This is a genomic window from Flavobacterium sp. SH_e, assembly GCF_025717045.1.
In the GTDB taxonomy this organism is placed as follows: Bacteria; Bacteroidota; Bacteroidia; order Flavobacteriales; family Flavobacteriaceae; genus Flavobacterium.
In genome coordinates this window covers 222,507-238,144 of sequence record NZ_JAOVZN010000002.1, presented here as the reverse complement: position 1 = coordinate 238,144, position 15,638 = coordinate 222,507, and the positions used below count along the sequence as shown (strand labels likewise).

At 31.9% G+C, this 15,638-nt stretch carries 9 protein-coding genes; 1 reads left to right on the top strand and 8 read right to left on the bottom strand.

Going from position 1 to position 15,638, the window contains the following annotated elements; translation table 11 throughout:
* Window positions 1-55: 55 nt before the first annotated feature.
* From OD917_RS04060 to OD917_RS04040, 5 genes are all read right to left on the bottom strand, one after another.
* The gene (locus OD917_RS04060) at window positions 56-1,738 is read right to left on the bottom strand and encodes an MBOAT family O-acyltransferase (protein ID WP_263522254.1); all 1,683 of its coding nucleotides are present in this window, start codon (window positions 1,736-1,738) and stop codon (window positions 56-58) included.
* Between the two features lies 1 nt (window position 1,739).
* Complete coding sequence (locus tag OD917_RS04055) at window positions 1,740-3,068, bottom strand: GDSL-type esterase/lipase family protein (RefSeq protein WP_263522253.1); 1,329 nt, start codon at window positions 3,066-3,068, stop codon at window positions 1,740-1,742.
* Between the two features lie 89 nt (window positions 3,069-3,157).
* Window positions 3,158-4,636 carry an SGNH/GDSL hydrolase family protein gene (locus OD917_RS04050; RefSeq protein WP_263522252.1) on the bottom strand — a complete coding sequence of 493 codons (1,479 nt, stop codon included), beginning with the start codon at window positions 4,634-4,636 and terminating at the stop codon, window positions 3,158-3,160.
* A gap of 275 nt (window positions 4,637-4,911) precedes the next feature.
* Window positions 4,912-5,502 (bottom strand): HmuY family protein, encoded by a 591-nt coding sequence (locus OD917_RS04045; RefSeq protein ID WP_263522251.1) that lies wholly within the window; start codon window positions 5,500-5,502, stop codon window positions 4,912-4,914.
* A gap of 27 nt (window positions 5,503-5,529) precedes the next feature.
* Entirely contained in the window at window positions 5,530-7,596 is a 2,067-nt protein-coding gene (locus OD917_RS04040; RefSeq protein ID WP_263522250.1) for a TonB-dependent receptor plug domain-containing protein, read from the bottom strand.
* A gap of 105 nt (window positions 7,597-7,701) precedes the next feature.
* On the opposite strand from OD917_RS04040, the gene OD917_RS04035 reads away from it, so the two are divergent.
* Entirely contained in the window at window positions 7,702-8,604 is a 903-nt protein-coding gene (locus OD917_RS04035; protein ID WP_263522249.1) for a DUF6607 family protein, read from the top strand.
* A 75-nt stretch (window positions 8,605-8,679) separates the two neighbouring features.
* Here the strand turns inward: OD917_RS04035 and OD917_RS04030 are convergent, their stop codons facing one another.
* The 3 genes from OD917_RS04030 to argS form a co-directional block, all read right to left on the bottom strand.
* Window positions 8,680-10,152: a RagB/SusD family nutrient uptake outer membrane protein gene (locus tag OD917_RS04030; RefSeq protein ID WP_263522248.1), complete on the bottom strand. Its 1,473-nt coding sequence runs from the start codon at window positions 10,150-10,152 to the stop codon at window positions 8,680-8,682.
* Between the two features lie 4 nt (window positions 10,153-10,156).
* Entirely contained in the window at window positions 10,157-13,300 is a 3,144-nt protein-coding gene (locus OD917_RS04025) for a SusC/RagA family TonB-linked outer membrane protein (protein ID WP_263522247.1), read from the bottom strand.
* 422 nt (window positions 13,301-13,722) lie between these two features.
* Window positions 13,723-15,501: an arginine--tRNA ligase gene (gene argS, locus OD917_RS04020; protein ID WP_263522246.1), complete on the bottom strand. Its 1,779-nt coding sequence runs from the start codon at window positions 15,499-15,501 to the stop codon at window positions 13,723-13,725.
* Window positions 15,502-15,638 lie beyond the last annotated feature (137 nt).

Here is a 15,638-nt window from a genome sequence, read left to right as displayed (position 1 = left end):
GCGCAAAGAATAAAACCTTTACGCCTTTGTTACTTTGCCACTTTGAACCTTTATTTTAGAATTGGAAATAAATAAATGGCTGTGAACCTGCAACTGCTGTTGCATAAACAATCCAATAAACAAATCCTAAGATTATTGCTTTTACCAAAATCGGAGTTTTGTCGAAAACAGATTTCATTCCGTTTGTGAATGTTTCTGGCAAGAAATGCCACACGTAACCGAATAACATTAATCCGAATACGTTTTTATATCCTAAGATAATTGTTTTCCAAAGTTCTGGCTCGAATGTTAATTGCCCAATATTATTAATTACTTGTAAAGCTGTTTCAAAATCTCTTGCGCGGAAAAAGATCCAACAGAAAACTACAAAATGAAATGTAATTAAGATTGAGAAAAATCTCCATAAGAAATTCGGGCTTTTGTCCTTTTTGGATGGAAAAAATTCCATGAAAATTTTATGAACCGCTAAAGCTAATCCGTGAAGTGCTCCCCAAACAATAAACTGCGCTCCTGCTCCGTGCCACAATCCTCCTAAAAGCATTGTAGTAAACAGGTTGAAATTGGTTACTAAAGTCTGTTTTATTTTGCTTGAAAGTAAAAATGACAAAGCGAAAATTAAAATACTGATTCCTGCAATGACAAGCGGAATCACACTTTCATTATAACAAGACATTCCCCAAAGCAATAATCCGAAGAAGAATAAACTTGGAAATAAATATCCTGCAAAAGATCCATTACGATTTCCTCCGATAGAAATATATAAAAAGTCTTTTAACCAAGTCGAAAGCGAAATGTGCCATCTTCTCCAGAAATCGGTAATCGATGTTGATTTATATGGAGTTCTAAAGTTAACTGGCAATTTAAATCCAAGCAACAATGCAATACCAATTGCCATATCTGAATATCCAGAAAAATCGCAATAAATCTGAATTGCATATCCGTACGATGCCATTAAGTTTTCGAAAGAAGTATAACTCATTGGCGTATCAAAAACACGATCAACAAAGTTTACTGATATGTAATTTGAGATTACGGTTTTCTTGATTAAACCTCCGATAATTAAAAACAAAGCATTGTTTACATCTTGTTTCGTCAAATTTAATTTTTGATAAATCTGAGGCAAGAAATCTTTCGCGCGTACAATTGGCCCAGCAACTAACTGCGGGAAAAACGAAACGAAGAATAAATATTCAATGTAGTTTTTTGTTGGCTTAATTTCTTCTCTGTAAATCTCAATAATATAACTCATCGACTGAAAAGTATAGAATGAAATCCCAACAGGAAGAAAAACATTATGAAGTGCAAAATTACCCTGAAACATATCATTGTAAGTTACAATCAAAAAGTTCATGTATTTGAAATAGCCCAAAAGTGCCAAATTCAGAATAACACTAATCACTAAGTATAGCTTCTTAACTCCGTCTCTGCTTTCTCGATAAATAATTTGGCTTAAACCATAATCTACAACAGACGAAAGCAATAAGAGCAGGAAGTAAATTCCACTTGATTTATAATAAAAGAATAATGAGAAGAGAATAACATACGTCAATCTCAAATAAAATGTTTTGCGTAAAAAACCATACACAAAATAGAAAACCAGAAATAAACCTAAGAATAAACCGGTGTTGAATAAAAGTTTTTCGTCGGGATTGTAAACAAACCAACTCTTAACTTGTTCTATTGTAATTGCACCAAAGTTTTGAATGAACCAATTATTAATGCTATCTATTGTTGTCAACTTACTTCTTTAATTTAAAATTATCGTATGTTCTTAAAAACGCCTGAGTAAACAAATTTCCTTGTTTCTCGTATCCTTTTTTTGAATAATGAACCCAATCTGGTCCAATTAATCCTTGTACTTTTAATTGTTTGATGCCACTCATTCCGCCAAACTCATCGTACAAATCCCAAACTGCAAAACCATCTTTTTGAGCTGTCTCAATAATTTCTCTTGCATAATCATTAATATAATTATTCGGTTTTCTTCTTAGCAGCGATGGCGGCGGCGTCATCACAATTATTGGAGCATTTATATTTTGTGCTTTGATATTGCTGATAAATTCTCTTAATTCTTTGATGTAATTTCCAGCATCTAAGTGATCGTAGCTTTCATTTGTCCCCAACGAAAAAATAAGCAAATCTGGATGCAATGATTTTAATTGTTCAAAGAATAATGGATATTTATTGTAATCTGAATATTTGGCTCCATTTACTCCAATTCCGCTATAAATAATTCCAGAAGCATCTTTTTCTAAAACAATTCCGTTTAATTCATAATCCTTAGCTTCTTTGTTTGGAATCAAGAAAATTCGGCTTAGAGCATTTTCTGAATTATAATAATGTGAATAAGAATCTGATTCTATTGCCAACGGAACAAACTCTGACATAGAAATGGTCTTTTGTTTTGTTTCCTTTGTAGCGATTTTTAACGTTCTTCCCGCACGAATATTATTTGACTTTAGATTATTGTCTCTTTTAATTTCAGCAATCGAAACATTGTATTTGTCTGCAATAGTTCCAAGTACCTCGCCTTTTTTAATTTTATGAGTAATGACTTTTGGCTCTGTTGTCTGAATGGAATTGATTTTAGACGAAATTGCCAAATCGAACATATTTTGGTTTTGAGGCGTAATAATTTTTATGGTGTTGAATTTATACGATGGATCTTTTACATTCATCTCCATTACAAATCCGCCTGTATCTCTCCAAAGTCCAATTCCGCATAATCCAATTGGGTTATTCTTTACTGGATAAATATTTCGATAACTTTCCCAAGTTCTGTTCGATCTAAATCGTTCATTGTAAGATCCGTTTGTTTTGGCCAATTGATAAGGAAATACTAAACCTCTTCCTCCATTTCCAAATTTCTGCTGCAGATTTTTTCTGATTTCATTAGTCATCAAATCGCCTTGAATATGTGAATCGCCAATATGTACAATATTGATTTTTTGATTTTTATTACTTTCATTTTCCTCTAATTTCCTAAAGAAATCTTCTAATACTTTCGCATTATAAATCTGACCATCAGAAGGAGTATCAATTTTTGCGGTATCCACTTTTTGAATCATACTTTTAGGTATTGGATGTAGGTCTGTTTTTGGAGTCTTTTCATTTGTTGCAAAAAAAAGACAACAAAAGAAAACAATGAGTTTATTTATCATAAGCTGTCTGTTGTTACTGAAACGGAATCAGGTTTGGCTCTTCTTACTGGTTTTGGTTTAGTTCCTTCAGCATCTCTTTTTTCTCGAAGTTTTTTATACTCTTCGTATCCTTTGTTTAATTGTCCATACAGCAAATTACCAATTGCTTTTGCTCCACGTTGGTTAAAATGTGTATAATCTTTATTGGCTTTCGCTGGAGCTTCATCAACCCATTTAATCATTGAACCGTCACCTCCCATTAAAGTATATAAGTTTACAAATCCAGCTTGTGTTTCAAGTGCATAATGTTTTTGCGCTTTCATAAGAGGGACTACGGCAGAATCGGTTTTCATTTCCATATCATATTTTGTTGATTTATCTGCTGTAGAAACAATCAAAATTGAAACTCCTGGAAAAGATTCTTTTATTTTGTTAACGGTTTTTGTCATTCCTTTTTCATACCAAGAATAATTTTTGGTTCCGTAATTTAAAACGTTTGTCCCGTAATGAAGGATTATTAAATCGTATTTCAAACTATTATTAAAGGCTCTCATTACGTCAGCATTAAACATCGAAATCGGAAGTCCTGAATTTCCTCTTTGCGAAAAGTTATCTACGTGAACTCCCGCGCCATTATCAAAATTAAATCCATAAATCGGAATAGAATCTGCTTGTACAAAATTTGCTTTGAAAGCTTTCAAGCTTCCAGATGAAACTTTTAATGTATTCACTAAATTATTTGGCGAAAGACTTTTCTTGATGGTGTCTTTTCCAATAATGAAATTCACTTTTCCAGTTTTAGCTGAATGCCCATAAAATAAGGTTGCATTGTCTAAAGAAGTAGAAAATTTGTTAAGTCCAGCTTCATATTGAACCCAAGTTGAATTGGATTTGTCATTTGCAAAAAACACATGACCATTCACACCAAAAGGACTCGTTGGCCTTTTTACATTTAAGTAAGATTGTGTTTTCCAGTTTTTAGAATAAGTCGATTTTACAGAACCCCTTGAAGCTGCAGATTCTGATGTAATAGAAACAAAACCTACTCCATTTCCTCCAAAACGCTCTTGATAATTGGCACGAACATCCTGAACGATCAAATCGCCATCTGTCATTGAATCTCCATAATAAGCGATTCTAACTTTGTTCTGCGGATTTTTTTCCAGCTGATACAATTTCTCATAAAAAGAAATCAGATATTGATATCCTTTATAATCTTCAAATGTTTCTGCAGGAAATTCGATTCCTTCAGTTTCATCAAAAACAATTTTCTGCTGATTCAGTTTTCTTTCGCTCTCGGCAATACTATCATCATCCAACGAAAGTGAATCTTGGGCAACAGACTCTAAAAGCAAACTATCAATCAATATGTTTTTAGAATCTAATTTACTGTCCGAAAATATTTTATCTGGAAGGATTTGTTTGAATCCAATAAAAGCAACCAACGCCAAAGCAACGATCGCAAAAGACTGAAAAAAATAAGATTTTGTATTCACTTAATAATTATAAAAATATGAAGAACTGCATTCAAAAATTAAACCAATTAAATAATTGTTAACTTATTGCAGAAAAAATTTGTGCAAAGATAGAATAACATTTTGTTTCTAATTCAATTTAACAAGAAAGTAGAACAAAAAAAAGAGGTTAGATAAATCTAACCTCTAAATCAAAAAAAAATAAAAAAAACAAAGCTAATGATTAACTAAATTTTTTAATGTTTTTATTTATAAGTGCTCCCAGATAAAAATCACTTGGAGCTATTAATTCTTTCTTAGAATGTTGTAGTACTATTTGCTTGATATGCAAAATTAAATGTGTAGTATCCAGATACAGATGTTTCTGATGGAGTTGCTGGAGCATCTTTGTAATAGCTTAACACTTCAAATTTTGCATATTTACCATCGTGAGTTTTTACAACAAAAACTTTTCCTGCGATTGGTGAAATAATATGAGTTGTTGCATTATAGCTGTACCATCCGTTTCCACTTCCAGTTGGAATTGCATAAGCTGTAGTACCATCTTGAACGAAAGTAGATGCCTCAGGAAACAAAGTTACACTTGAAAATGTACCAGATACAATACTTACTGCTCCAGATCCTGTTCTAGTTGGCTCAGCATCTGCTTTTTTAGTTCCTCCATTTACAAGAATAGTAGTTTTACTGAAAGCAACATCCCAATTGTCAGTAGTAACTACTTTATTTTCTGAGAAACTGAACTTTGTAAATTCTGTAGTTGAAGCATCAATATTAGAAGCTTTTGTAGTTACAACTGGAACCACTTCATTTTTATCATCATCGCTGCTGCAAGATGCTGTAGAAATGAATAAAGCTAATAGTGAAAGTTTTAAGAAATTTGTTTTCATTTTGTAAAGGTGTTAAATAAATGTTGATTAAAAATTATATTGAATTCGTGCAAATAGCTGTCTTCCTGCTAGATTGCTAATTTGAGTTGGGTCTGTGAAATCTAATAAATTGTTAGCTCCTGCCTGAAGCATGAATTTATCTCCGATATATTTTGAAACAGATAAGTTTGTTATGAAATAATCGCTTACGAATGTGTCATATTTATCCAAAATCTGATTTCCGTTGGTATCGAACATTCCGTATTTGCTTCGATAAAAAACACGCAAATTGATGTCTGTCTTTATTTTTGGAATTGTGTAAGCGAATTTAACATTGGCAGTATGCTTTGACCTGTTATACAATCCGAAGTAATCTGATTTTTTAATTTGAATTGTTTGAAGGTCTGATGTACGGATATATTGATAATCTTCGAAATTATCCAATACCGATTTATCTTTTGCGATTAAATACTGATATCCAAATGATACAGAAAAGTCTTTTGTAAAATCATAAGTCGAATTAAATTCAAGACCATAAGTAAAGATTTTACTTATATTGAAATAACTGAAAACATTTTGACCGTTTGTTTTTTGAGCTACAACACGAGTATCAATTAAGTTCTCTATTGAATTATAGAAAGCATTTACATCTAATCGTAATTTATTCTTTTTATAGAAAGCTCCGAAATTGATGTTTATTGAACTTTCAGCTTCTAAAGGTTTACTAAAGTCAACTCCATCTACTCTTGATAAAAGCTGTCCTTGCTCATCAAGCTGATTCAAACGAGCCTCAGCAACATTATATCCTAAAACCGAATAACCTACCGATGGATTTGTAAAGTCGAAAAATAATTGACGGAAATCTGGCGCTTTATAACCATACCCAATTGAAGATTTTAAAGAGAAATTTTCTTTAATCTTATAATTCACAGCTAATTTTGGACTAAACTGTGAAGCATATTCGCTATGATTGTCATATCTAAATCCAGCAAGAATATTCCATTTTTCTGTTGGATTAAAATCATATTGTAAAAAGACATATTGCGAATTGAACTTTACATTTTTATCAAAATAAGTTCTGTCCAATGTTTCGTAATTCATTCCCAGACCTCCTGTTAATTTATCTTTTCCAAGAGAAAGTGTTGTTCTGATTTCTGGACGAAGAAGCCATTGATCATAATATGAATCTTCATAACGAACATTATTTTGATCATTTAAAAAGGAATCATTTTTATAATTTGTAGCATATAATTCGTATTCCGAATAAAATTTATCATTCCATCTATGCTCCAATTTTACTTGCGAATTCCACTCATTTTCTTTTGCATCACCTTCATAATTCTGAGAATCTATTATAGCTCTATTATCCATTTTCATATCGTAAAAACGGTTGCTCACTATTAATTTTAAATTCTCTGAAAAATCATAGTAAATTTTAGGCTGAACTGTAAAATTGTAAAAAGGTTCCACATTTTTTAGCGGAGTACTTTTGTCTAAATCGTAACCGTCTGTAGAATAAAAATTGGCAAAAAGATTAGCTGAGAATTTCTTCTTTTTCCAAAGAAGATTTGCATTAGCATCACTAGTGTTAAATGTAGCATAGCGGTATGAAAGACTCCCCGAAAACATATCTTTTTTAGGCTTTTTTGTAATTACATTGATTACTCCTCCCATCGCCTCAGAGCCATATAAAGCAGATGAAGCTCCTTTTACAATTTCGATTCTTTCTATATTTCCAACTGAAACTCTAGACAAATCCAAAACTCCTGCGCTTCTTCCCACAAGTGGCACTCCATCAATTAAAATCATAGTATAAGCGGCATCCAATCCCTGCATCTGAATTCCTTCAAAACCACTTTCATCAGGAATTAAAATAATTCCTGTTTGTTCGTTTAAAATTTCATTCAATCTTGTCACACCAGACTTTATTATGGCTTCAGATGTAATAATTGTCATTGGCAAAGGCAATGATGAAAGCACTCTTTCTGTTCTAGTTGCAGTAGTAACTTTAACTTCTGATAATTCATTTGTTTCAACACTATCTTTTTTAACTTCTTGTGAAATAGATATTTGATAAAAAATCAGAGTAGCAAAAAGAGTAATTTTAATTTTCATTATTTTTATTCAGTCTTAATAATCGATGCAAATATATAACTATTTTTAATTGTTCTAAATAAAATTTATATATTTGCGAAAAATTTTAAAACAAAACAAAAAGTTATGATTTCAAAAAGCCTATTTATGTCAGCCGCTATGGCTTTAACATGCAGTCTTGGTTTTAGTCAGGACAAAAAACAACAAGACATTAAGTCAATTAAATCAATGTGTGGTTGTTATGAAGTGAAGTTTAATTTCACTGAAACTTTCTCTTACCCAAAAGATTCTCTTACTTATAAACCATCTGAAACTAAACATGAGTCTGCTTTAGAATGGGTAGAATTATTAGAAGACACGCCAAATAAAATCGTTATGCAACATTTATTGATTGTAAGCGACGATATGATTATCAAACACTGGAGACAAGATTGGCTATACGAAAACACAGACTTATATTTGTTTGACAAAGGAAATTCTTGGAAATACAAAAAATTAGACAAAAAAGCAGTTAAAGGCCAATGGACTCAAAAAGTATATCAAGTAGATGACAGCCCTAGATATGAAGGATCTTCAACATGGGTTCACGTTGATGGACAAGATTATTGGGCAAACGTTGCTGATGCTCCACTTCCAAGAAGAGAGCAAACAAAACGTAATGATTATAATGTTTTAAAAAGAAGAAATATTCATGAAATCACTTCTACTGGATGGAATCATGAGCAAGACAATGATAAATTGGTTCGTGACGACGCTGGAAAAGATGTTTTACTAGCTCAAGAAAAAGGATTTGATGTTTACACTAAAGTTCCAGACGTAAAATGTATCGCCGCTCAAAAATGGTGGAAAGAAAACAATGCTTTATGGAAAAACGTTCGCGACAAATGGCAAACCCTTTTTGACAGACATCAAGATTTAAACCTAGAAGCTAAAGTTGACAGAAAAGCGCTTTACTCTTTATTATTTGATTTAAAACCAGATACCGCAAAAGCAGAAACAGATAAAATCATTGACAAATTTGTTAAGTAATTAGAATTAGTTGTTAAAAAAAATCCGGAAGTTTAGAGACTTCCGGATTTTTTTGTTTCTTATTATTTTTCTAACCTACAAAGGATTTTGAACAATCAATGGATTAGCATTAATTTCAGCTTGTGGAATCAACCATTGCCATCTTTTATCATTTGAAGCTACATTCATAACTCCATTAGTAATACCTGAATCATGATTAGCTCCTGTTCTATCTAATGGAGAATTTGTTCGCTTTAAATCATAGAATCTAAAACCTTCTCCCCATAACTCAATTCTTCTTTGCAATAAGATTTCATCTATTAGATCTTGTCCTGTTTTTATTGATAAAGTACACGAAGGATTTCTAGTTTTTTCAAATTCAAAAAGCACGCTAGCAGCATCTGTTCTACCAAGTCTAGCTTTTGCTTCAGCTTCTATCAAATACATTTCTGCGACACGCATATAAGGCACATCACATCTACTATCTCCTGTACTAATTGACAAAAACTTCTGACTAGTATATGGAAATTTAGCATAATTTGAAGGTAATGAAAGAGCTGTATGATTTCCCGTTTTATCAAAGATTTTGAAACGAATATCAGTTTCAGGAATCATATTATACAATTTACTATTAATTGCTTTTGGACAAGAACGTATAACGGTTGAATTGTAATTTCTTGACATATATGCTCCAAAATTTCCAAAATAATCAGTTTGAACCTCGTTTATATGACTTCCCCACATCCATTCTACATTATTGAAATCATTAAATCCTGCAACATAATCCGTCATACTCATTAATGTTTTACCTGCTCGTGCTTTATTAGCATAATCTGCAGCTATTGCCCAATTCCCCTGAGTCAAAGCAACTCTAGCTTTTAATCCTTGCGCTACTTTTAGATCTAAATGAGAATTATTTAATTTTGTGTAACCTACTAATAATATATTAGCTTCATCTAAATCTTTGTTAATTTGGCTATAAACTTCTTCTACAGTCGAACGAGGAAAATTATCATTTCCTACAGTTAAAATAACAGGAATACCAAGTTGAGAATTTACCCCACCGGCTACATATCTTTCCCCAAAAAGCTGAACCAATTGATAATGACAGAATGCTCGATAAAGCAAAGCCTGCCCTTTCACAATTTTTTTATCTGATTCTGGGCCAATTGCGGCGTCAGTAGCATTAATAATGGTATTCGCATTTCTGATAATTCTATAATAAGTTCTGTATTGAAATCTTAAATCTTGAGAATTAGAATTTGAAAAAGACGACCAATTGTAAACTTGCAAATACCAGCTATTAGTGATAGGAAATACAACATCATCTCCTGCAATATCAATTTGTTGCATTAAACTTCCCAGACCATTTTCATTTTGATTATTGTATCGAACATACAAAGATCGATGAATACCATTCAAGGTAGTCATAAGATTTTCTGTTGTTTTAGTTGCTGCAGTATAATCAACAAACTCTGTAGGCTTTTTATCTAAAAAATCATCTGAACATGATACTAATACGGTTACCAGACTGAAAAAAGATACCAGCTTTATATATATTGATTTCATAATTTTAAAAATTTAAATTTAATCCTAAGCTAATTACTCTAGAAGGAATGTATCTATTTTGAGTTGTTCCGTTAAAAGTTTGAGTAGGATCCATTCCTTGACGTTTGGTAAACAACATTAAGTTTTCACCATTAACATAAATAACAGCATTATCAATCTCAAATTTTGAAGTTAGTTCATCAGGCATTTTGTATGACAGGTTAATTTGTCTTAGCGCTAAATAATCAGATCCAATTAGCCATCTATCTGATGCGGCAGTAGACTGAGTGTTTCTATTAACATCTAATCTTGGAACATCAGTTATATCACCAGGTTTTTGCCATCTTTTAAGAGCATCAACACTTAAAGCAGATCCATAATTGTTGCCAGTATGCATTAATCCTGCATAGTTAGTGTCATACATTTTTCCTCCAATTTGATAAGAAAACAAAATATCCAATTTTAATCCTTTATATTTAAAGCTATTGCCAAAACTTCCAAATAGATCTGGTATTGCAGAACCAGCATAATGATAGAGTGCTTTATTTTGATCTGTCGTTACATTAACCCCATTTACAACTCTAGCCGTTGAATCATTTGCAGACATTAATGTTGGATCTGCAACATACAAAGCATAGCCATCAGTAGGATCAACTCCATACCAACTTCTCAACCAATAATCATATATTGACCTTCCAACCATAAGTTTTTTAGTTCCGTCAATAATTTCATTTTGTGGCAAACTTGTAATTTCATTATGAATTGTTGATGCATTTACATTTAAATTCCATGAGAAATCATTTGTTTTTATAATTGTTCCATCCAATGCGATTTCAATACCTCTATTATACATCGACCCAATATTTTCTATTCTGTTATCTAATCCAGATGATAAAGGATTAGGTACTGAAAATATTAGTCCATCAGTATTTCTATTATAGTATTCTATGCTACCTCTTAGCCTATTTTTAAAAAGTCCGAATTCTAGCGCTAAATCTTTTTGAGTATTTTTTTCCCATTGAAGACTAGTAGCCGCTGCAGCATAAGTAACAATACCGCCTTCATTCCCATTATCATAACCTAAATTATAAGTAGATTGACTCACATAATAATTTAATCCATTATTATCAATATGAGAATCATTTCCAACCTGACCTAATGAAGCTCTAAGCTTTAAATCATTTATCCATGAACTATTATTAAGAAAATTTTCTTTTGAAATTACCCATGCGCCACCAAAAGACCAGAAATTACCCCATCTGTTTTCTTTAGAAAATTTTGAAGAACCATCTCTTCTAAAAGAAGCCGAAAGTATATATTTATCCATATAATCATATCCTAATCTTGAGAAATAAGATTCTGTAGCATAATTTCTTGTATATGATGTTAAATCTGTAGTTGTAGCATAATTAATGAATTCTGGAATTTCGGGAACTACCTGACCAGTCTTTGTGCCTGAAGTATAAGCAGAAGTATAATCAAAACTTTCGTGACCTAACAAAGCATTAAACGAGTGGTTTCCAATTTTCTTAGAGTAATTCAATAATTGATTATAAGTCAAACCTGTTAACACTCTATCCTCTTTAGACATTAACCCACTTGGTGCTCCGTCACCAATTAAAGTGTTATAAATTATAGATCTGTTTGAATAAGTCTTATCTATAGAAGCATTAGTCGTAAACTTAAAATCTTTTAAAAATGTTATTTCAAAATATGTTCTTCCCGATAAAGCTAATTTTTTTACATTATCAGTGTCATTAAGTGTTTCATAAACAATATTTCTACCATTGGCAGCTCCAGAACCTCTTGTAGTTGAATATATTTTATCTCCATTAATATCATACGCATAATCTCCATTTTCAACATGATCAAAAACTGGATAAATTGGCCCCATATATCGTGCTGCTCTAAACGGATTCTTAACTGCATTTGAATCTGTAGCTCCATCAATTCCTAAATTAGAATTGCTAATAGATCCTGAAATATTAACTCCGGTTTTAAACCAATCTTTTAGGCTTGTATTTAAATTTAAGCGACCAGTAGTTCTTTCAAAATCAGATTTTCTTAAATATCCTTCCTCATTTAGATAACCTAAAGATGCGAAGTAATTTGATTTTTCAGATTTACCCTGATAAGAAAAATCAACATTTTGACGTGTTCCTGCTCGTTCTAATTGCTTTTCCCAATTTAAATCTTGTGGATAAAGCAATTGAGCATTTGGATTCAATTTCCCATCAGTTCCAACAATACTATTTGCAGGAACATTAAATGGATTGGTAACCAATACCACAGGAACTCTTGAAGATGCATAAGCATTCGCAGCATCAATTTGTACTTGATTCGCCATTGGACGACTATTACGAATTGCCTCCCACTCCAATGGATAATAATCATAAGCATTTACTCGTTCATAATCTTTAATTGAACGAGATGTCATACCTGTACTTATATTTAATGAAAATTTATCTTTAGTAGATTTTCCTGTCTTTGTTGTAATAATAACAACACCATTTGCCGCCTTTGAACCGTAAAGAGATGTTGAAGAAGCATCTTTTAAGACAGTTAAACTTTCAATATCTGCAGAATTTAAATTACTTATATCTCCTGCGAATGGCACTCCATCAACAATGTATAAAGGCGTATTTGATCCATTAACTGAGCTAAAACCCCTTATCCTTACTTCAGGTGCAGCACCAGGTTGTCCAGCCGAGCTCTGAATTTGAACTCCAGAAGTAGAACCTTCCAAAACTGAAAGAGCATTTGTTAATGGTCTATTTTCTAATTGCTCTGATTTAATTTGTGTCGCAGATCCTGTATATGTTCCTTTTTTAGCTTTACCATAAGCCACCTGAACCACAACTTCTTCCAATTGCTCCCCTCCTTCTTGCAATTTCACATTTACAGTAGGTGAATTACCAACAGTAATTGTCTGATCTTTCATTCCCATGTAAGAAAAAATCAAAACATCACCTGTTTTTGCCTTTATCTTATACTTTCCATCAAAATCACTTTGAACACCATTACTGGTTCCTTTTACCACAACATTCGCCCCCGGAATAGGCCCACTCCCATCTGAAACAATTCCCGATATTGTTTTCTCTTGTGCAAAAAATAGTTGCGTAAAAAGAAGAAATACAAGAATTGCAAATCCTTTAAATTTTTGTTTCATTATTTTGTTTTTTAATTAGAGAGGGCGAACTTAAAAAATTAAAATAATTTTAACAAGTATTGAATTACTTTTAACACATAAAAAAGAAATACTAATACTACAAAAAAATTGTTGAAATTAAAAATGTGTAAACGTTTAAGAAGAGAGAGTGAAAAATAATTGAGAAAAAAAACCGTCTAATTACTAGACTGTCCTTTTAATTATCTCATCATCCTTACTAAAAGCGTACTAATTCAAAATAGTTAAAAATGAATATTAGGAGAGTTGACTTATAATTTTATCACTTGCATTGTAATACTTACAAAGCCACCGCAAAACTATTTAAGAATTTTAGCACAATAATACCTTTGAAGCCAAAAAAACAATAAAAAAAGCCAATAGTTAAGGAAACTATTGGCTTTACAATTTAATATGTTTTATTCTTACATTCTCTCTGGAACTTCAATTCCTAATAATTGGAATGCAGAATTTATTACCTCTGCAACTTTTTGAGAAAGCTGTACTCTGAATATTTTTTTAGTCAGGTCTACTTCTCCTAAAATATGTACAGATTGGTAAAATGAGTTATATTCTTTTACTAAATCATAAGTATAATTGGCAATTAATGCTGGGCTATGATTTTGAGCCGCATTCTGAATTACTTCTGGAAAAAGCTCGATTTGTTTTACCAATTCTTTTTCTTTTTCATGAAGTTCTTCGATTTCGATTTTGTTAGAAAAATCAAAATCTGCTTTACGGATTATGGACTGAATTCTAGCGTAAGTATATTGAATAAATGGTCCTGTATTTCCTGCAAAATCAACAGATTCTTCTGGATTGAACAAAATACGTTTTTTAGGATCAACCTTTAAAATGTAATATTTCAAAGCTCCTAAACCAATTGTTTTGTACAATTTTGCTTTTTCTTCGTCAGAATAGCTGTCCAATTTTCCTAAATCTTCTGAAATCTGTTTTGCTGTATCGGTCATATCTTGCATCAAATCGTCTGCATCTACAACAGTTCCTTCGCGGCTTTTCATTTTTCCAGAAGGCAAATCAACCATTCCATATGACAAGTGATATAAGCTTGAAGCCCAGTCAAACCCTAATTTTTTCAAGATTAAGAATAATACTTTAAAGTGATAATCTTGCTCGTTTCCGACAGTGTAAACCATTCCGCCAACATCCGGCATATCTTTTACACGTTGAATTGCTGTTCCGATATCTTGCGTCATATAAACCGCTGTTCCATCAGAACGTAAAACGATTTTTCGGTCAAGACCTTCATCTGTCAAATCAATCCAAACAGAACCGTCCGGATCTTTTTCGAAAACTCCTTTATCTAAACCTACTTGTACAACATCTTTTCCTAAAAGATAAGTATTGCTTTCATAGTAATATTTATCAAAATTAACTCCAAGATTGGTATAAGTTGTTGCGAAACCTTCATAAACCCATTCGTTCATTTTTTTCCAAAGCGCAATTACTTTTTCATCTCCAGCTTCCCATTTCTTAAGCATATCTTGAGCTTCGATAATAATCGGTGCTTGTTTTTTTGCTTCTTCTTCTGTTTTACCAGTTTCGATTAAACCGTTAATTTCATTTTTGTAAGCTTTGTCAAACTCGACATAATATTTACCAACTAATTTATCTCCTTTTAAACCTGAAGTTTCAGGAGTTTCTCCGTTTCCGAATTTCTCCCAAGCCAGCATCGATTTACAGATATGAATTCCTCTATCGTTGATAATTTGTGTTTTGTAAACTTTTTTACCAGAAGCTTTTAAAATCTCTGCAACGGAATATCCTAACAAATTGTTACGAACGTGTCCTAAATGCAAAGGTTTATTTGTGTTTGGAGAAGAATATTCAACCATAACTGCTTTTTCAGCTGGGTTTGGGGCTACAAATCCAAATTGCTTTTGGTCTTTTATTCCATTAAAGAAATTCACATAATAACTGTCTGAAATCACAATATTCAAGAAACCAGAAACTACATTAAAGCGAGCCACTTCAGAAACATTTTCTACTAGATAATTTCCAATTTTATTTCCCAATTCAGCCGGATTACTTTTAATCACTTTCAGCAAAGGAAAAATCACCATTGTAATATCTCCTTCAAACTCTTTTCTAGTAGTTTGAAACTCAATTTTATCAACAGTAACATCAAATAATGCTTGTATTGCTTTTTGTATAGAAGGTGTAAGAATTTGTGGTAATGACATGTAAACTTATTTTAAAGTGAGCAAAGATACTGCTTATTCATCAATTAGAGAAAATCAAAAACATATTAAATTCAAGAAAAGAGTTTCGATTTGATAAAAAAGCTAGTTTTTTAATTGTTAAAATTATCAAAAAATTA